Origin of the sequence: Bacteroides sp. AM54-2NS, from assembly GCF_003602935.1 — a bacterium.
GTDB lineage: Bacteria > Bacteroidota > Bacteroidia > Bacteroidales > Bacteroidaceae > Bacteroides > Bacteroides xylanisolvens.
Genome location: NZ_QTMZ01000004.1, coordinates 23,322 through 43,556, shown reverse-complemented (window position 1 = coordinate 43,556; position 20,235 = coordinate 23,322). Strand labels below are relative to the sequence as shown.

Below are 20,235 nucleotides of genomic sequence, written 5' to 3'. Positions count from 1 at the left end.
TTGATATTTATGAGAAATAGTTATAATAGATTCTTAAAAGGATTGTTCGCAGCCATCTTCTTTCTGGGGATAACATCTGTTGCGAATGCCCAAAAAGAACAGCCGGATTCGGTAAGTGCCGTGAGCCGGGTCAATATGGATCACCTGAAGAAGTATCCTACCTTGCAACTGTCGAATGCGTTGCAAGGACAGGCTGCCGGACTGATAGCGATCCCTAATGTGGGAGGTATCGGTTATGATAACTCTACTTTCTATGTGCGAGGTCTGCACAACAATGGAACGAGCGAAGCTATCGTGATTATTGATGGTATCAAACGTCCGATTGACGACATCCTGCCCGAAGAAATCGAATCTATACAGATTTTAAAGGATGCCACTGCTAAAATTATGTATGGAGAGCAGGCTACGAATGGAGTGATACTCGTTCGTACTAAACGGGGAAAAGCCAACGAACGCGTGATTCGTGTAGGATTGGAATACGGCATACAACCGGTTACCCGTATGCCGGAATTTCTTGATTCCTACAACTATGCTACGCTGTTCAATGAAGCTTGTGTAAACGATGGTATACAGCCTTTTTATTCGGCAACTGATCTTGAAGGTTATAAGAATTCGAAGGGGGTGAATGATTTGCGTTATCCTAATGTCGATTATTACAAAGAATTTCTACGTGACGCAAGTACATTCCGCAAGGCTACGATCGAATTGAACGGAGGTACAGAGAAAGCGACTTATGCCGTGACAGTAGGCTATACCGGCAGTTCAGGTTTGGAAAAAGTCAGTGATCGTTCGAATTTGAATCGTATCAACGCGCGAGGTAATTTGGATTTGCGCATTACCGACTTTCTGACTGCTTCGGCTGATGTAGCAGGACGGATTGAGAAGAAAGATTGGGGGGCTGTGGATGGAGCCACGCTGTTTAGTGAAATCTCTACCCTTCGTCCCAACGAATATCCTTTCATGATTGCTCCGGAAGATATTAATGGTCGCGATGGAGTCACCACCGACGAATCGTCTTTGATATTCGGAACCAGTGTCCGCAAGACCAACAACCTGTATATGGATATGGCTTATGGAGGTAACACTTCGGAACGTTATGTGAATAGTCAGACCAATTTAGGATTGAAGTTTGACCTGAAATCATTGACTGAAGGTCTGACGGCAAATGCTTATATGACATTTGATAATTATAGTTACTTGCGTCAACAGTTACGTAATGCTTATCCTACTTATTCTATCGAACGCTACCTTGATGACGAAGGGGAGGAAGTGCTTCGATTCACGGAGCGTAAGAAGTTGAATTTGCCAAAAAAGCAATCTATCTCATCCAACGATACATATCGTAACTTTGGATGGCGTGCTAACGTAAACTATGAGCATTCATTCGATTTGCACGATGTATTGGCAGAAGCCGCTTTCCGTTATACTACTGAAGAGAAAACCGGTAATACACAAGATGTGAAAAATGGTACTTTTACCTTTCGTGGTAATTACGCTTACAATAAGCGTTATTTTGTGGAAGGCGTTCTTTCAGCTATGGGGTCGAACCGCTTTAGCGGCAGTAACCGCTACTTCTTTGCTTATGCCATTGGGGGGGCATGGATGATTTCTAAGGAAGACTTCATGAAAGATGTAAAGGCTGTTAACTCGTTAAAGTTGAAGATTAATTACGGACATTTGGGATATGCCGGCAATACGGGGCATTTCCTTTATCGTACCAACTGGAAGAATGGTGATAAATTCGAACACAAACCTAGTACCGGAGGTCCAACTACCGATTTGGTGCGTTATGGCAATCCGGACTTGAAATGGGAATATTCCAACGAATTGAATATAGGCGTAGAGGGAACCTTCTTCAACAACCGCCTCTCGGCTGACGTGAACTATTTCCGTGAAATGCGTAAGAATATCATAGGAAAGAACACCGTTAAATATGCTGCTGTAGTGGGAGACTTTATTCCTGCCGAAAACATCGGTGAAGTAATGAACCAAGGCATAGATGCGCAAGTAAGGTGGCAAGATAAAATAGGTGAGATTCATTACAATGTGGGGGTGAACCTTACTTTTACCAAAAACAAATTGCGTAAGAGCGATGAATTAGATAACATCGAAGACTATCGTAAGAGCGTGGGACGTTCCACCAGTACAATTTTTGGTTTGCAGGCAGAAGGATTGTTTGGTAAAGACGTGCAGTTGGCTGGGCATCCGTTGCAAAGCTATGGTGCCTATCAGGCCGGTGATATCGCTTATGCCGATTTGAATGGTGACAATATGATTAATGATAATGACGTAACCGATTTGGGACAAAGTTTCCCCACTACCACGATGGGTATTGATCTTTCGTTGAATTACAAAGGTTTTGGCCTTTACATACTGGGTACAGCTACGACAGGCGTCACGAATATACTTTCCAGTTCGTACTATTGGAACAACGGACTGGATGGATATTCCGTATTGGCGCTCGACCGTTATCATCCGGTAAACAATCCTACCGGGACCCAGCCCAGACTGACTACCACCTCCGGAGCAAACAACTCCCGCAATTCCTCTTTCTGGTCGGAAAACGGGTCGTTCTTCCGTCTGAAGAATGTGGAGTTGAGCTATACGCTTGCCAATAAAACGGGCAAGTTTATAGGAAAAGATTTCAAATTCTTTGTGAGGGGAACCGATTTGTTTGTACTTTCGGGCATCAAAGACTTAGATCCCGAACGTATGTTGTCCGGCTTGACCAACTATCCGACTTACCGAACCATTACGGGCGGAATATCCATTAACTTCTAAATGAAAGAAATGATGAAAAGATTTAGATACATAATAGTCCTTGCATGGGTTACAGGCATCGTAAGTGCCTGCACCGATCTCGATACCAAGATGAACAATCAATGGTCGGTGGATGATACATGGACCAACGCTGAAAAGGCACAAGGTGTGCTACTCTCGGTTTATCAGGATGTTTTGACCGTCCCTGATGCATGGGATGGCAACTTTCTGGATGCGGCAACAGACAATGCCATGACACGTGTTTACGATTCCAGTGTTTATCGTGCCGGACAGGGCGGCTTTAGCCGCACGAACAATCCCTTGGGAAATTGGAGTGCTTGTTATGATCAACTGCAACGTATTCATACTTTCCTCGACAATGGACTTACGGATGAAATACGCTATAGCATTTCTAGCGACGAAATTGATCAGCTTACAAAAAACGTTTGCGTGGAGAAGCTATTTTTCTTAGAGCATGGTGCAGTTTCAATCTGTTGAGAATGTATGGTGGAAAGACCGATAACGGACAAGTGTTGGGCTATCCTATCGTAACACATTATATTACTCCGGAAGAAGCGGCGCATCCGGAAAGTTTTTCGCGCGATAGTTATGAAGATTGCGTTAAGCAAATTTGTTACGATTGTGACGAAGCAATGGCGTTACTTCCGTTGACTTATTCCGGAGGGGATGCTATATTGGGCGACCAAGCATTTGGTCGTGCTTCGGGATTATCTGCCGCAGCACTGAAAGTACGAACACTGCTCTATGCGGCCAGCCCTGCTTATCAGCCAGATAACATAGTACGATTGAACGGCATGGGCGATTATACGGTGGTGGACGAAACGGCTTACCAAGCCAAATGGGAACGTGTGGCTAATTATGCCGATGAAGTGTTGGCGATGAGTGGAATGAAAAACTATTCGGCATTAGTTCCGAAAGATCTGTACGATGGAGGGGATGCCCAATCGGCCGAATTCCTTTTTCGCACATTTGTGGGACGTAATCATGGTTTGGAGCAACGGCATTATCCGCCTTTCTATTTTGGGAATGCGCAGACTACGCCTTCGCAGAATTTGGCTGATGCTTTCCCGGCAAAAAATGGATTTCCCATAACCGATTCGCGGTCGTTGTATGACGAAACCGATCCTTATGATTGCCAGCGTGACAACCGCTTCGATGTGAATCTTTACTATCAGGGACGTCAATTTGGAGCCAACAGCTCGTATATCGACGTTACTCCAGGTGGAAAAGATTCCGGTTACATGAACGTAAATGCTACACGTACAGGTTATTACCTGGCAAAGTTTATGAATACGGTTGCCGACTTTTTGAAACCTCTTGAAGAACAGGATTCCCGTCACTATAATCCGATGTTGCGCAAAGCAGAGGTATGGTTCAATTTCGCCGAAGCATCCAATGAAGCTTTCGGACCGAAAGTTGTGGGACCCGGATGCACCAAGTCTGCCTACGACGTGATAAAAACTATTCGGGAGAAGTCAGGTGGAATTACCGATGTGACTTATTTGGACGAGATGGCTGCCTCGAAAGAAACATTCCGTACATTGATACAAAATGAACGTCGAATTGAATTTGCGTTTGAAAATCAACGCTTTTGGGACTTGCGGCGTTGGTTGTTACCTCTCAATGAACCTATTTATGGAATGCAGGTTACTCGTGACGGTTCAGGCGATGAGGCATTCAAGGTGGTGAAGGTAGAAGATCGCCCATTAAACGATGTTCGCTATTATTACATGCCATTACCCTATTTAGAGGTACAGAAAAATCCGAATCTTATCAATAATAAAGGATGGTGATTGTGTTTAACTATAATAAGAAGAAAGTATGAAATCTGCAAAACTTTTACTGTCCGCACTCCTGCTGTTAGTTGGGATTACGGCGTGTTATGACGACTATACCCACGATTACGAAGGAGCTGATATGGGCTTTGCTGTAGCAAAGCCGCTGCGAACTGTGATTAGCGACCGTGATATGAACATTTATGTCGGAGTGGCTATTGGTGGGAAACGTGAAATAGACATGAATGATTGGGCGAAATTTACCATTGACCCCTCCTTGCTTGAAGGAACGGGGAAAACGTTGCTTCCCGCCAACTATTATACACTGGCGGATCCGGAATATTTCCGGGTGCGTAAATCGAACTCTCCGGTAGCCGATGTAGGGATCACTTTTACCAATCTTTTCTATGAGGATTCGCGTTGTTTGACGGATTACTATGCACTTCCTTTTCGAATGACAGAGAATTCAATGAAGCTATACGCGAAGGAGCAGAGACTTGTGTTGCCGTTATTAAATACATCAGTACTTATGCCGGTACTTATTACCGCATGGGAAACGTAACCGAAGTTGATGCTGGAGGAAATCCTGTCGGCGAACCAGTAAGTTATGGTAATACTAAAGATATTATCAAATGTGCTACTGCCACTTTTAAAACAATGGAACCGCGTGTAGTGGTGTGCCCGGGCGTAGGTGATAAGTTGGAGACAGTTGGTAGTTTGACGTTGACGATGGATGCCAATAATAATGTTACAGTGGAAGAAGTGAGCGGTAAAGCTGCAATCACTAATGCATCGGGTACTTATAAGATTGAGGGCGACTACGATTATGTAGCGAAAGTAGGTACGCGTGCACCGCAATTCGATCTGGAATATACGTATGAGAACGGTGGCAAATATTATCATGTGGTGGAGAAATTGGTGTTGCGTCAAGATCCGCTTTATGATTTGCGTGTAGAGACTTGGTAATTATAAAAAAGGAGTAAAAATGAGAAAGATATATCTGAAGGGAGTGGCTTGATTTGAAGCTGCGCTCAGACAAAATAAAGTTTTAATACGATAAAATAGAAACTCATGAATCACTGTTTTCGTTGTTTTAGCATAGTTCTGTTCTTCTTTTTGAGCTGTATGAGCTATCTTTTTGGTCAGGAACAGACGTTATCCACTGTAGATACGGGGTATGAACTTTGGATGAATTATAAACCTCTTCCCGAATCTGGCTTAAAACAATCTGCCATTCGGTATGGTAGTCACATTAGTCTGCCCGGAAGCCGATACGATGAAGTCATAAGAGAAGAACTGGAGCGTGCTTTGAAGGCGTTACTGACAGTTACACCAATATTTGTTCAGGATAATGCGGTGGGAATTCAAATGAGTTTCTGTAAAGATAAAGGGCTGGGAGAGGAAGGATATATCATCCGCAGTGGTAAAAAGAGGATAACACTTCAAGCCTATTCCGATGCAGGATTTCTTTATGGTACGTTCCACTTGATTCGATTGATACAATGTGGATATCCGCTTGAACAGTTAAATATCAAAGAAATTCCTGCATTGGAATTCCGTATGATCAATCATTGGGTAGGTCTGGGTGGAACGGTAGAACGCGGCTATGCTGGAAAAGGATTGTGGGCATGGGACGATTTGCCAAAGAAAATCGAACCTCGATATACCGACTACGCCCGTGCGGAAGCATCCATCGGCATCAACGCCGTGATTCTGAATAATGTTAATGCCGATCCGCGCATCTTAGGACATGACTATTTAGAGAAGGTTGCTGCGTTAGCTGATATCTTCCGCAAGTATCACATCAAGGTGTATCTTGCACCCAACTTTGCTGCTCCCGTAAAACCTTCTACGACCAAAGACGTGGGGAAACAATGGGGAGGTGTCGGAATTGGACATCTGGATACAGCCGATCCTCTCAATCCCGAAGTGCAAAAGTGGTGGATGGATAAGGTCAACGAAATTTACAGTCTGATACCTGACTTTGGAGGTTTCCTTGTAAAAGCCAACTCTGAAGGCATGGCAGGTCCGCAAGATTATCATCGTAGCCATGTGGATGGCGCCAATATGTTAGCCCGTGCACTCAAACCTCATGGAGGCATTGTGCTTTGGCGCACCTTTGTCTACAATCCGGAGATTGATAAAGATAGAATGAAACGTTCTTATAAGGAGTTTCAGCCTTTGGACGGACAGTTCGACGAAAACGTAGTGTTGCAAACCAAAAACGGAACGCTTGACTTTCAGCCTAGCGAACCGGCTCAACCGTTGTTCGGAGCCATGCGCCATACTCCTTTGTTCCCTGAACTCCAGATTACGCAAGAGTACTTGGGGCGTTCTGTTAGCTTGGTGTATCTGTTGCCCATGTGGAGGAAAACTTTCCTCGATTTCGATACATATTGTAACGGAAAGGGAAGTACTGTGTCGAATATTATCGCCGGAAAGACATTCCCGTCGCGTATGCTTGGCATGGCAGGAGTAGGCAATATCGGTCGTTCGCGCAATTGGACTGCTCATCACTTTGCCCAAGCCAACTGGTATGCTTTCGGGCGTCTGGCATGGAATCCGGAAGAATCGACCGAAAGTATTACATCCGATTGGATAAAGTCTACATGGAATTGTGACGAAGCAACGCTGGAAGTCATCCGGCAAATGATGATGCCCACATGGGAGAGCTTTGTTTGTGCTCATGCCCCTTACAGTTTGGGATTTACTGTGAAGCGGGAAGACCATTATACGGCGGGGTTCGAACAGCGTGCAAACAAAGAGTGGCATGTGAGCAAAGAGTCTATCGGCACTGATCGTACCACAAAAGGAACGAACTATGTGTCTCAATATTTTAAATACAACAAGGATATATTCAACAGTTTGTCACAGTGTCCCGAACTTTACTTGCTTTGTTTCCACAACGTGCCGTGGTCGCATAAAATGAAATCCGGGAAGTCATTACGTGAAGAGTTCAAATCTAATTTGAAACGAGGCATTGAGCAGGTTGATGTGAACATCGGGCTATGGAAATCTATCCGGAATAAGATTGACCCGGTTAGATATGAAGAAGTATTGGAGAGCCTATATAAAGAGCAAAGAGATACAAAGGTCTTTTACCAGGCGGCTTTGAATTTCTTTAGTCAATATTGGTAATTGCTCTGTGTATAACTATTGATCGTGGTCAATAGGCTCATCGTGTGTTTGTAACTGGACTATTTGTCATTTTTTGTCCTTTATTGAACAGCTATTTTCGTAGTTTGTCAAATGAATTGTCGAACTTTGGGCGTGAACGATTAAAGAATTTATTATATGAATACAAAAGTTTTAGTTTCAATCTCTGCGATTTCCAGTATGGTTAATGTTATTCCAATGCTGGCACAAACACCCAACCCAATGTTGTTATCATCATGACCGACCAACAGCGAGCTGATTTGTGTGGTCGCGAAGGTTTTCCGATGGCTGTCACTCCTTTTGCCGATTCGCTGGCATTGAGTAATGTCTGGTTTGATAAGGCGTATACGGTAGCTCCTGCTAGTATGCCTGCGCGTTGTTCCATGTTTACAGGACGTTATCCGACTGCTACGCATGTCCGTACGAACCACAACACTCCCGATATGTATTATAAGAAAGATATGCTCGAAGTGTTTAAAGAACAAGGATATAAGACGGCATTAGTGGGAAAGAACCATGCGCATGTGAAAGGGAAAGATTTTGATTATTGTGAGGAATATTTTCATTGGGGAAAGAATCAGCGTGACACGCAGGAAGATAAGGACTTTGCATTTTTTCTGAATAATAAAGCGAGAGGTCAATATTTGGAAGCCACCCCTTTCCCGGCAGAAGCGCAGAATCCGGTGAAAATGGTTACCAAAGCTTTGGCTTGGGCGGAGCAGCAAAAAGATTCCGCATTCTTTATGTGGGTTTCAATGCCTGAACCGCATAATCCATATCAGATATCAGAGCCTTATTTCTCAATGTTTTCTCCGGAAAAGATACCGGCAACTTTGACTAGCCGGAACGATTTATCTAAAAAAGGAAATAAGTATGAGATTTTGGCGGAATTGGAAGATACAGCCTGCCCGAATCTGGCAAAAGATCTTCCTCGTTTGCGTGGAAATTATTTAGGAATGCTTCGTCTGATTGATGACCAGACCAAACGTCTGATTGAAGGATTCAAAGCAGCCGGGCTTTATGAAAATACTATTTTTGTAATCCTGTCAGACCATGGGGATTATTGTGGGGAGTATGGCTTGATTCGTAAAGGTGCAGGAGTGCCCGAATGTTTGACCCGTATTCCGATGATTTGGGCAGGATATAACATTCATCCGCAAAAATCTCCTATGGATGCACATGTTTCTATTGCTGATGTATTTCCTACTATTTGTACAGCAATCGGTGCAGATATACCTCTTGGAGTGCAAGGACGCAGTTTATGGCCGATGTTGACGGGTAAATCGTACCCCAAGAAAGAATTTTCGAGTGTAATTGTACAACAGGGATTCGGTGGTGAAGATTTCACCCGGGATGAACCGTTGACATTTGCTAAAGAGGGGGCTTTGCAACCCAATAAAATAGCTCACTTTGACGAACTGAATACCTGGACACAAAGCGGAACTGAACGTATGGTTCGCAAAGATGACTGGAAACTAGTACTCGACAATTATGGTCGTGGTGAACTGTATAACTTGAAAGCCGATCCTTCCGAGATTAATAATCTTTATAATAAAAAGAAATATGCCTCCAAACAAATGGAATTGCTGGAAGAATTGATGACTTGGGAACTGCGTGTACAAGACCCATTGCCGGTGCCAAGAAATCGTTACCATTTTAAGCGGAATCCATATAACTATCATTTTGAAGATAAAAAGAAATAGAACTGAATAACTAGAACTACTGTATCAATGAGAATCTTTTCGCTATTAATATTATTGGTAGTGGCATCTGCCCTGCAATCACAAGTGGTTGTGAATGAGAATGTAAAACATAGTAAATATGCTTTCCCATTAGTCGCATCGAAAATAAAGGCGACCGTGTGTTATGATGCCAATGATTACCCGGTTGTAAAGAAGGTTGCCGAACTGTTTGTGTCTGATATTGAAAATGTCACAGGACAGAGATTAAAATTGGCAGATGAATGGAAGAAAGGAAGAACAGTGGTTATTGTCGGTACTATTGAAAAGAATCAGGCAATTCGTCAGTTAGCCTCCAATGGGAAAATAGATATATCTCCTTTGGAAGGAGCATGGGAACGTTATCTGATCCAGACAGTTAATCATCCTTTTCCAGGAGTAGATAAAGCGCTGATTGTAGCCGGAAGTGACAGGCGAGGAGCTTCTTACGGTTTGTTTTCTCTTTCGGAAATGGCAGGTGTGTCTCCTTGGTATTGGTGGGCGGATGTCCCTGTGAAGAAACATAAAACACTTTATGTGGATGCTCCCACCACTGTTTCCAAGACCCCTTCCGTGAAATATAGAGGTGTTTTTCTGAATGATGAAGATTGGGGACTGAAACCTTGGGCCGCTAAGACTTTTGAGAAAGAGCGTGGCAATATAGGTCCCCGTACTTATGCCAAAATATGCGAATTGTTGTTACGGTTGAAAGCCAATCATCTGGCTCCTGCCATGCATCCGGTGTCGACCGCATTTTATAAGATACCTGAAAATAAGTTGGTGGCAGATACTTTTGCTATTGTAATGGGGTCCAGTCATTGCGAACCATTATTGTTAAATACAGCTAGTGAATGGAATTCAAAAACGATGGGGCCTTGGGATTATGGTAAAAATAAGGATAAAATTAATGAAGTTCTAGGAAACCGTGTAAAGGAAAACTGTGCTTATGAGAATGTATATACATTGGCTTTGAGAGGATTGCATGATGCGGCAATGGGAGGAGGTGATGTCCCCATGAAAGAAAAGGTCAAAATGCTGGAGAGTGCGTTGAAAGACCAGCGTAATTTGATTGCAGAACATATTGATCGACCGGTTGAAACAATTCCACAGGCATTTACTCCATACAAGGAGGTGTTGGAAATCTATTCGAATGGATTGGAATTGCCGGATGATGTAACCATTATTTGGCCGGATGATAACTTCGGCTACATGAAGCGCTTAAGTGGCCCGCATGAACAGAAGCGCTCCGGGCGTGCAGGTGTTTACTACCATGTCTCTTATCTGGGAGTTCCCCATAGCTATTTGTGGTACAGTACTACTCCCCCGGCTCTGATGTATGAGGAACTCCGAAAGGCTTATGATACGACGGCAGACCGTATCTGGCTGGCTAATTGCGGTGATTTAAAAGGAGCCGAAATGCAAGTCTCTTTATTCCTTGATATGGCTTATGATATAGATAGCTTTAATGCGAATAATGTGGTTACCTATCCCGCCCGTTGGTTGGCAAAGATGTTTGGGGAACAGTATTATAGCGTATTTGAAGATATCACTTCTTCGCATATCAATTTGGCTTTTTCCCGGAAACCGGAATATATGGGTTGGGGATATTGGAATAATTATTGGGGCGGGGGAGAGAAACGTACGGATACGGAGTTCTCTTTTGCCAATTATAATGAAGCAGAAAATCGTCTGAACGAATATAGCCGCATTGGGAAGAAAGCGGAAAATCTTTTGGCATCTTTGGATAAAGACAGTCAGCCGGCTTTTTATCAGTTATTATACTACCCGGTGAAAGGTGCCGAACTGATGAACCACATGACTATAAAAGGACAATATTATCGGCAGTATGTTCGTCAGCAGCGTGCCGCCGCTAATTTGATAAAGGAGAAGGTAAAGAATTACCATGATAGTCTGCAAATCATAACTGAAGGGTATAATTCTTTGTTGAACGGGAAATGGAAATATATGATGTCTTTGAAACAGAATTATGAAGGTTCCAGTTCTTACTTTATGCTCCCGTTGATGGAAGAAAGTTATACACCGGTTGGTGCTCCTAAATTAGCTCTTCAGGCAGAAAGTGAAATTTTGGATAAAGGTGGGTTGAGCTATCATAGTTTGCCTGTTTATAACACTTTTTCTCGTAAAAGCCATTGGATCGATGTGTATAATCAAGGAAGTGGAGATTTGAGTTGGACTGCAAAGCCCTCGGACGATTGGATTATAGTGTCTCAAAAAGCTGGGCAAACTCCGACAGAGGACCGAATCAGGGTATCTGTTGATTGGGAGAAAGTTCCGGTTGGAGAGAGTATTAAAGGTGCTGTGGAGTTTAGTTCTAATGATCAAAAAGAATGTGTATTGGTTTCTGTTTTTAATCCGGCGTCTCCTGTGCGTGATGAGATGCAAGGAGTATATATGGAAGAGAATGGGTATGTCTCTATTCCGGCTGCAGGGTTTCATCGTAAGTTTGAGAGTAATGACATAAAAATGAATATTCTTCCCGGGGTTGGGGTTGAAGGGTGTGCTTTGCAATTAGGGAATCCTATATCTCCCTTACAGATGTATCGTGCTGGTGATGTACGTAGAGTGGAATATGATTTTTATACGTTTAATGCCGGGATTTATGATGTGTATACCTATGTTCTACCTACATTCCCTTTACACGCAGAGCGAGACTATAAATTGCCGGAACATACTAATTCGGACACAAAGTATAGTGTCCGTATAGATGATGGTTCTATTTCTACTCCATCTACTTCTGCTATTGAGTATTCTCAAGTTTGGTATGATAGTGTACTGAAGAATTGTAGAGTGAATAAATCTACTTTGTATGTGAAGAAGCCGGGCAAACACACCCTACAGATACGTTGTGGTGATCCCGGGGTCGTCATTCAGAAAATAGTCATCGACATGGGAGGATTAAAACGTTCATACCTTGGACCTGAAAGTACAAAATGTAATTAGTCTAATTGATTGGAGAACCAGATGGCTTTGCCATGGGTTCTCCGGCTTTATCCGGTATTCCCAGTATAGGCATCCTATCTTTGTCCCACTCTATTTTCTGCAAGCGGGGAGTACGTGAGTCCATTGCACCCGGAGCATCATTCGGTATCTGACGGGCATGATAAAGCATATAACATTCCTTTCCATCCGGTGAAGAGACGAAAGAACTGCCGCCGGGGCCAAAAACTTCATTCTCCGGTTTCTGCTGAAATACGGGTGTCGGATGTTTCTTCCAGGAAGCAGGGTCCAACAGGTTGGCATTGGCGTCTGCTGTTAGCAATCCTACACAATAATAGGGAGTCCAGCTACCGCTGGCGGAATAAAAAATGCATACTTTATCTTTATTCTTCGGCTGGAAGAAATGAGGTGCTTCGTTCACATGGATCGGATAGGCTGTTTTGCTGCCATCGGGATTCACCCATTGACACTCCCATTCATATTCAGGTTTGGAAATCAGAACTCTGTCGGAAGAAAGAGTCCACGGATTTTCCATCGAAGCGATGTAAATACATTGTGTCTCGCTGTCAATTCTTCGTTTTTGCCATCCGCACCAAATCATGTAACGCTGTCCGTTGTGTTCGAAAGTACTCGCATGAATTGCCCAGTTGTTATCTTTGTCGGTCGGTATGCGCCCTTTCATAACAAACTTACCCTCTGTAGGAATATCAGCCTCGTTTTCAATTACATAAATCTGGTGATTATCCATATTACCATCGTCTGCTGCGAAGTAAATATACCATTTGTTGTTGATGCGATGCATTTCGGGGGCCCATAAGTGATGGGAATTGCTTGGATCGGTTGGTATCCATACCGGCTTTCTAAGACTGTCATTCAAATTTGTAATATCACTGGTCTCCCAGAGCATGATTCTGCTTTCAGAGCCTTGCGTATAATAATATTTCCCTTTATAAAAAACAGCCCATGGCTCTGCTCCTCTTTCACGTAGCGGATTTGTATAAGTAGCTCCTGTTATGGCTTCCTTTTCCGGCTCTGTTTTCTTCTTGGGTTGACAGGATGCACAAATAATGACTAAAAGTACGGCTAGTAATAACAATCTGCTTTTCATGGTATTTTTCATTTAATAATGACACTGCAAAGAAAGCACAAAATCCTGATAAATCATCTTTTTTTTGCAGATTGGTTAGTATTTATCCTTAATTGGTTTGTATTTATTGAATTTCTAGTTGTTTTTTCTCATCTTTGTGGCACGAACTTTAAAATTGATATTGTATGAAACTGAAGCACCTTATTCTTCTTAGTGTTATTTGCTGTTCCCAGTCTGTATTTGGACAAAAAGCCAATCAACAACCGAAGACGAGTGGCAATCCTGTATTTCCGGGATGGTATGCCGATCCGGAAGGAATTGTATTTGGGGATGAATACTGGATTTATCCTACGTATTCGGCGCCTTATGACGAACAGACTTTCATGGATGCCTTCTCATCTAAAGACCTGGTGAACTGGACAAAGCACCCGAAAGTGTTATCAAAAGAGAATATTAGTTGGTTTAAACGTGCTTTGTGGGCACCTGCCGTGATTCATGCGAATGATAAATATTATATATTTTTCGGTGCGAATGATATCCAAAGCAATAATGAACTGGGCGGTATTGGTGTAGCTGTGGCCGACAATCCTGCCGGACCATTTAAAGATGCGTTAGGCAAACCTCTGATTGATAAATTTGTAAATGGTGCGCAACCGATCGATCAGTTTGTTTACAAAGACGATGACGGACAGTATTATATGTATTATGGTGGCTGGGGACATTGTAATATGGTGAAACTGGCCCCGGACTTGTTGAGTATCGTGCCGTTTGAAGATGGTACCCTTTATAAGGAAGTAACCCCCGAAAAATATGTAGAGGGACCTTTTATGTTGAAACGTAACGGAAAATACTATTTTATGTGGTCAGAAGGCGGTTGGACCGGACCGGATTATTGTGTTGCTTATGCCATTGCCGACTCACCGTTCGGACCTTTCAAAAGAGAAGCAAAAATATTACAGAGGGATCCCAATATTGGAACAGGGGCCGGCCATCATTCAGTTGTAAAAGGGCCGGGAGAGGATGAATGGTACATCATTTATCATCGCCATCCATTGGGTGAAACGGATGGAAACGCTCGTGTGACCTGCGTTGACCGTATGTACTTTGATAAAGATGGAAAAATAAAACCCATAAAGATGACTTTCGAGGGAGTAGAGGCAAGCCCATTGAAGTAAAATCTGAAAAGTTCAGTCCATCCGTAATTAATATTTTAATAAAGATGGGCTTTTTTTGATTTATTGTTTTATTTTTGTCCTTGTAAATCAAACATACTTATTATAATGAACCCAGATATACACACTCTTTCCGACTCCCTTTTGTGGAAAAGGTTTCTCGAGGGAGATTCGAGTGCGTATACCCAAATCTATAATCGAACGGTGCAAGATCTGTTTCGATTCGGACTATTATATACTTCAGACAAAGAATTAATTAAAGATTGCATACATGATGTGTTTGTGAAAATCCACATGAATCGTGCAAAGTTAGCCCCAACAGATAATATTGCAGCTTATTTGACGGTAGCGTTGAAAAACACTCTTTTTAATGCGCTAAAAAAGACAACAGATTCTCTTTCGTTTGATGAAATAGGTGAGAGAGAAGAGACGGTTGACGAATCCCCCTCCACTCCGGAAACTATATATATTAATAATGAACAGGAAAAACAAGTTCAGGCAACCGTACATACTATGATGTCTGTATTGACGGACAGACAGCGTGAAATTATTTATTATCGATATATCAAAGAGATGAGTATTGATGAAATAAGTAAGGTGACAGACATGAATAATCAATCTGTTTCTAACTCCATTCAACGGGCTTTGGGACGTATCCGGGACTTATTTAAGAGAAAATAAGAGAGAATAATCAGCCTATTTTTCCTGTCAATCAAAAAAAAGTGGAAAAAACTTCGGAAAAGGTGAGTATAAAATGAAAGTACAACTGTTATTCATACGTAAAGACAATGAAAATGATGAACTCTGAACAAAAACATACAGATTTTTCCCTATATACTTTTGAAGAATTCCTTCAGAATGATTTCTTTATTTCTTCCATGAATCATCCTACGGAAGAAACACAGAAGTTCTGGGATGAATTTGAACAGATGAATCCTTCCAATATAGATGAATATATAGCAGCAAAAAGATATTTGGAGGTTTTTTCAAAAGAGAAAGAAGAAGTACTTTCAAACGAGGAAACGGATGATTTATGGACTCGTATACAGGCAACCAATATAAATAAGGAGAAGGCGAAACGTAAGAACTATTTCTTAATAGGATTGAGCTCGGCGGCCAGTGTTGCTATTCTTGTGGGATGTTTCTTCTTATTAAAGAGTTATTCTTCGGTGCTGGATCCGGATATTGCCACTTTTGCAGTGAATACCAAAGCTGATTTGCCTCTGACGGAGGAAACACTGTTGATTTTGGCGGAAGATAACGTAGTGAGCCTGAAAGAAAAAGAAACGGAGATTACGTATGATTCCGTAGAAATCAAAACAAATCAGGAAAGTATACAAAAGGAAAAATCGGCAGCTTACAATCAATTGGTCATTCCGCGTGGAAAGCGATCGGTATTGACGTTTGCCGATGGATCTAAAGTCTGGGTGAATGCCGGCACGAGAGTGATTTATCCGGTAGAGTTTGAAAAAGATAAACGTGAAATCTATGTGGACGGAGAAATCTACATAGAAGTAACCAGAGATGAAAACCGCCCTTTCTATGTGCGGACCAAAGATATGAATGTCAGGGTGCTTGGTACTAAATTTAATGTAACGGCGTATGAGTCGGAAGCAATTAGAAGTGTAGTGCTGGCGCAAGGATGTGTTCAGGTAGAGACAGCCCGGACTCCGAAAGCGATTTTGGCTCCTAATCAGATGTTCAGTTCTGCCGATGGAAAGGAAAATATATCACAAGTAGATGTAGAACAGGCAATATCGTGGATAAATGGACTATATTGTTTCCAAAGTGCCGATTTGGGAATAGTCTTGCAACGCCTGTCTACCTATTATGGTGTGAATGTAGAATTTGACCCAGCGCTAAGTAAAATAAAATGTTCCGGAAAAATCGATTTGAAAGACAGCTTTGAAACAGTTATTAATGGATTAACCTTTGTTGCACCAATTTCTTATGCCTATGATGAACAATATAAAACGTATCGAGTAGTAAAGAAATAGATATAAAAAATAAGATAATAAACTAATCTAACTCCCTTATTTTATGGTAATTATTGAAGAGAGTGGATGATACGAACTATCATCCAGATGGGACTTGTGTGCCTATGAATGTTTATATACAGAAAATAATATTATGAGAAATTTTTAACATGTTTAATATGAAAAATGCAATTAGAGAACGAAAGAGTAAGGTTCTCGGGCTATTCCTGTGCTTTTTACTTCTCGGAATAGACTACTCTTTCGCAAGTTACAACAATTATTCTCAATTTAAGACTCTTTCGGTCAGCATGAGTAACTCGACGTTGAGAGAAGTGCTTAAAACAATAGAGAAAAGTAGTCAATTTGTTTTCTTCTATTTAGATGACGCTGTCAACTTAGAACGTAAGGTATCTATCGACAGTAAGAATAAAAATATAGAAGAAATCCTTTCTGAACTTTTCGAAGGTACTTCGTGTACTTATCGGATCTCTGACAGGCAAATATTTATTTCCGGAAAAGCCCCTGCTTCAACCGAACAGCAACAGAATAAGCGGAAAATATCCGGACGTGTCACTGATATAAAAGGAGAGCCGCTTATTGGGGTGAACGTCACTGTGGATGGAGATGCAAACGGTTCGATTACAAATATGGATGGTTTGTATGAGATATTCGTAACCAAGAAGAGCGTAGTGCTTAAGTTTACCTATATCGGGTTTAAAACTTCTGAAATACGAACCAATGCCTCGACCAACATTTATGATGTCACCTTGGAAGAACAGGTCAACGAATTGGAAGAGACTGTTATTGTGGGTTATGGTACCCAGCGTAAAATAAGTAATATCGGTGCACAGTCTTCCATGAAGATGGAAGATATTAAGACGCCTTCTGCCAGTTTGACAACTACATTGGCGGGACGTCTGGCGGGTGTTGTGGCTGTACAACGTACAGGAGAACCGGGAAAAGATGCTGCTGATATCTGGATTCGTGGTATTTCCACTCCCAACACTTCTTCTCCGCTGGTATTGGTGGATGGAGTGGAACGTTCGTTCAATGACATCGATCCGGAAGATATTGAATCGTTGACAACGCTGAAAGATGCATCAGCAACAGCTGTGTATGGTGTACGTGGTGCCAATGGCGTAATTTTGATTAAAACCAAACCGGGAAAGGTAGGAAAACCGACAGTGAGCGCGGATTATTATGAATCGTTTACCCGTTTTACGAAGATGGTCGATTTGGCAGACGGTATCACTTATATGAATGCAGCCAACGAGGCAATGCGTAATGACGGTATTGCTACGAAATATACAGAAGATCAAATACGTAACACGATTGCCGGCAAGGATCCTTATCTATACCCGAATGTGGATTGGTTGAAAGAAATCTTTAATGATTGGGGACATAATCGTCGTGTGAATGTAAATGTACGCGGTGGTAGCGAGAAAGTCGCTTATTATGCATCAGTCAGCTATTTTAATGAGACAGGTATGACGGTGACTGATAAGAATATCAACACCTATGACTCCAAAATGAAATATAGCCGTTATAACTTTACTACCAATTTGAATATCGATGTAACTCCTACTACTAAGGTCGAGATCGGTGCGCAAGGTTATCTGGGAGAAGGAAATTATCCGGCCATCTCTTCTGCCGATTTGTATAATGCGGCAATGTCTATCTCACCGGTTGAATATCCGAAGATGTTCTTTGTTAACGGAGAAGCCTATGTACCGGGAACTTCAACCAATAACAACTTTAACAACCCTTATTCGCAGGCTACACGTCGTGGCTATGACAACCTGACGAAAAATCAGATTTACTCTAATTTGCGCGTCACACAGAATTTGGATATGCTCACGAAAGGACTGAAACTGACTGCTATGTATGCATTCGACGTATACAATGAGATACATGTACATCAGGACCGTGCGGAGTCTACCTACAACTTCCTGGACACTAGTGTTCCTTACGATATGAATGGGCAGCCTATTTTGCAACGTATTTATGAAGGAAGTAACGTGTTAAGCTATAAACAGGAAACGAGTGGTAACAAAAAGACCTATTTGGAGGCTTCCTTGAACTATGACCGGACATTCAACGACGATCATCGTGTCAGTGCGTTATTCCTGTTCAATCAGCAATCCAAACTATTATATCCGAAAGGAACACTGGAAGATGCGATTCCGTATCGTATGATGGGTATTGCCGGTCGTGCCACTTATTCATGGAAAGACCGTTACTTCGCAGAGTTCAACATCGGTTATAACGGTGCCGAGAATTTTTCGCCCAAACATCGTTTCGGAACTTTCCCTGCATTTGGTGTAGGATGGGTTGTTTCAAATGAGAAATTCTGGCAACCTCTGTCGAAGGCAGTTTCTTTCTTGAAGATACGTTATACGGATGGTAAAGTGGGTAATAGCGAAGTTTCCGACCGTCGTTTCATGTATCTGGATCAGATGAAAGAGAATGGAGACTATGGCTATAAATTCGGACCGAATGGAACTAAGTGGGCCGGTTATGAAACAGTGAATATGGCTGTTGACCTGATCTGGGAAGAATCTCGCAAACAAGACTTGGGTATTGACCTTAAGCTATTTAATGACGACCTGTCTATTGTGTTCGACTTGTTTAAGGAACGTCGTGAAAACATTCTGTTGAAGCGTGAACATTCTATGCCTTCATTCTTGGGGTACAACACATCTGCTCCTTACGGAAACATCGGTATCATAGAAAATAAGGGATTTGACGGAACAATCGAATATAACAAGCGTATCAATAAAGACTGGGTAATTGCGCTTCGGGGTAATGTCACCTTTAATAAGGATAAATGGATTCAGGGAGAATTGCCGGAACAGAAATACGAATGGATGAACCAATATGGACGTAACATCAATGGAGCGAAAGGGTATGTCGCCGAGGGACTGTTCACTCAGGCTGAAATAGATGATATGGCACGTTGGGAATCTTTGTCGGCTGCCAATAAAGCCATTACTCCCAAACCGTTTGCTTCACAGTTTGGAACAGTGAAAGCCGGAGATATCAAATACAAGGACTTGAACAATGACGGTCAGATTGATGCGTACGACCAGACTTACATTTCTCGTGGAGATGTGCCGACAACTGTCTATGGTTTCGGATTTACAGTAGGCTGGAAAGACTTGTCTGTGGGCATGATGTTTCAGGGCGTAGCGGGAGCCGAACGTGTATTGAACGGTAGCAGTATTAATCCGTTTAATGGCGGTGGTGGTAGCGGTAACCTCTACTCTAACATTGACGACCGTTGGACAGAGGAAAATCCGGATCAGAATGCCTTTTATCCGCGTTTGTCTTATGGAAGCGAAACAACCAGTAGCATTAATAACTTCCAGAAAAGTACCTGGTGGGTGCGTAACATGAACTTCCTGCGTCTGAAGACATTGCAGCTCTCTTATAATCTGCCGAAACCCTGGGTGAATAAAGTTCATCTGAAGAATGCGGCTGTATATGTAATGGGAACTAACCTGTTCACTTTGAGTCGCTTCAAATTGTGGGATCCGGAGTTGAATACCGATAATGGTGCTTCTTATCCGAATACGACTTCTTATTCAGTTGGTATTAATTTCACATTCTAAA

The 20,235-nt window shown here is 42.2% G+C and carries 12 protein-coding genes and 1 pseudogene; 12 read left to right on the top strand and 1 reads right to left on the bottom strand.

What is annotated here, in order from left to right; all coding sequences use genetic code 11:
* Window positions 1-9: 9 nt before the first annotated feature.
* The 8 genes and pseudogenes from DXA05_RS03585 (at window position 10) to DXA05_RS03560 (ending at window position 12,391) form a co-directional block, all read left to right on the top strand.
* A complete protein-coding gene (locus DXA05_RS03585; RefSeq protein WP_032852725.1) occupies window positions 10-2,781 on the top strand; it encodes a SusC/RagA family TonB-linked outer membrane protein in 2,772 nt (923 codons plus the stop codon).
* A 9-nt stretch (window positions 2,782-2,790) separates the two neighbouring features.
* A complete protein-coding gene (locus tag DXA05_RS26970) occupies window positions 2,791-3,258 on the top strand; it encodes a hypothetical protein (protein ID WP_284515394.1) in 468 nt (155 codons plus the stop codon).
* Entirely contained in the window at window positions 3,207-4,574 is a 1,368-nt protein-coding gene (locus DXA05_RS03580) for a RagB/SusD family nutrient uptake outer membrane protein (protein WP_284515393.1), read from the top strand. Before DXA05_RS26970 ends, DXA05_RS03580 begins: the two co-directional genes overlap by 52 nt.
* 28 nt (window positions 4,575-4,602) lie before the next feature.
* Entirely contained in the window at window positions 4,603-5,118 is a 516-nt protein-coding gene (locus DXA05_RS26965; protein WP_284515392.1) for a DUF1735 domain-containing protein, read from the top strand.
* Window positions 5,106-5,522, top strand: coding sequence for a hypothetical protein (locus DXA05_RS26960; protein WP_284515391.1), 417 nt, complete (start codon window positions 5,106-5,108; stop codon window positions 5,520-5,522). The genes DXA05_RS26965 and DXA05_RS26960 overlap by 13 nt, the downstream gene beginning before the upstream one ends.
* 159 nt (window positions 5,523-5,681) lie before the next feature.
* Window positions 5,682-7,694, top strand: coding sequence for an alpha-glucuronidase family glycosyl hydrolase (locus DXA05_RS03570; protein WP_225450215.1), 2,013 nt, complete (start codon window positions 5,682-5,684; stop codon window positions 7,692-7,694).
* Window positions 7,695-7,892: 198 nt separating this feature from the next.
* Window positions 7,893-9,415, top strand: a pseudogene (locus DXA05_RS03565) (sulfatase-like hydrolase/transferase).
* A gap of 27 nt (window positions 9,416-9,442) precedes the next feature.
* On the top strand, window positions 9,443-12,391 hold the full coding sequence (locus DXA05_RS03560) for a glycosyl hydrolase 115 family protein (protein ID WP_128858803.1): 2,949 nt from the start codon (window positions 9,443-9,445) through the stop codon (window positions 12,389-12,391).
* A gap of 1 nt (window position 12,392) precedes the next feature.
* On the opposite strand, the gene DXA05_RS03555 is transcribed toward DXA05_RS03560, so the two are convergent.
* Window positions 12,393-13,496 (bottom strand): glycoside hydrolase family 43 protein, encoded by a 1,104-nt coding sequence (locus tag DXA05_RS03555; protein WP_128858802.1) that lies wholly within the window; start codon window positions 13,494-13,496, stop codon window positions 12,393-12,395.
* A 164-nt stretch (window positions 13,497-13,660) separates the two neighbouring features.
* Here DXA05_RS03555 and DXA05_RS03550 point away from each other — a divergent pair, with 164 nt between their 5' ends.
* The 4 genes from DXA05_RS03550 (at window position 13,661) to DXA05_RS03535 (ending at window position 20,234) form a co-directional block, all read left to right on the top strand.
* Entirely contained in the window at window positions 13,661-14,650 is a 990-nt protein-coding gene (locus DXA05_RS03550) for a glycoside hydrolase family 43 protein (RefSeq protein ID WP_118029770.1), read from the top strand.
* Window positions 14,651-14,755: 105 nt separating this feature from the next.
* Window positions 14,756-15,328: a sigma-70 family RNA polymerase sigma factor gene (locus tag DXA05_RS03545; protein WP_004299529.1), complete on the top strand. Its 573-nt coding sequence runs from the start codon at window positions 14,756-14,758 to the stop codon at window positions 15,326-15,328.
* A 113-nt stretch (window positions 15,329-15,441) separates the two neighbouring features.
* Window positions 15,442-16,644: a FecR domain-containing protein gene (locus DXA05_RS03540; protein ID WP_049702267.1), complete on the top strand. Its 1,203-nt coding sequence runs from the start codon at window positions 15,442-15,444 to the stop codon at window positions 16,642-16,644.
* A 158-nt stretch (window positions 16,645-16,802) separates the two neighbouring features.
* On the top strand, window positions 16,803-20,234 hold the full coding sequence (locus tag DXA05_RS03535) for a TonB-dependent receptor (protein ID WP_049702268.1): 3,432 nt from the start codon (window positions 16,803-16,805) through the stop codon (window positions 20,232-20,234).
* The last annotated feature ends 1 nt before the right edge of the window (window position 20,235 follow it).

Coding starts and splice junctions, on each gene's coding strand:
- DXA05_RS03585 (WP_032852725.1), top strand. CDS start 10: ATGAGAAATAGTTATAATAGATTCTTAAAAGGATTGTTCGCAGCCATC.
- DXA05_RS26970 (WP_284515394.1), top strand. CDS start 2,791: ATGATGAAAAGATTTAGATACATAATAGTCCTTGCATGGGTTACAGGC.
- DXA05_RS26965 (WP_284515392.1), top strand. CDS start 4,603: ATGAAATCTGCAAAACTTTTACTGTCCGCACTCCTGCTGTTAGTTGGG.
- DXA05_RS26960 (WP_284515391.1), top strand. CDS start 5,106: ATGGGAAACGTAACCGAAGTTGATGCTGGAGGAAATCCTGTCGGCGAA.
- DXA05_RS03570 (WP_225450215.1), top strand. CDS start 5,682: ATGAGCTATCTTTTTGGTCAGGAACAGACGTTATCCACTGTAGATACG.
- DXA05_RS03560 (WP_128858803.1), top strand. CDS start 9,443: ATGAGAATCTTTTCGCTATTAATATTATTGGTAGTGGCATCTGCCCTG.
- DXA05_RS03555 (WP_128858802.1), bottom strand. CDS start 13,496: ATGAAAAGCAGATTGTTATTACTAGCCGTACTTTTAGTCATTATTTGT.
- DXA05_RS03550 (WP_118029770.1), top strand. CDS start 13,661: ATGAAACTGAAGCACCTTATTCTTCTTAGTGTTATTTGCTGTTCCCAG.
- DXA05_RS03545 (WP_004299529.1), top strand. CDS start 14,756: ATGAACCCAGATATACACACTCTTTCCGACTCCCTTTTGTGGAAAAGG.
- DXA05_RS03540 (WP_049702267.1), top strand. CDS start 15,442: ATGATGAACTCTGAACAAAAACATACAGATTTTTCCCTATATACTTTT.
- DXA05_RS03535 (WP_049702268.1), top strand. CDS start 16,803: ATGAAAAATGCAATTAGAGAACGAAAGAGTAAGGTTCTCGGGCTATTC.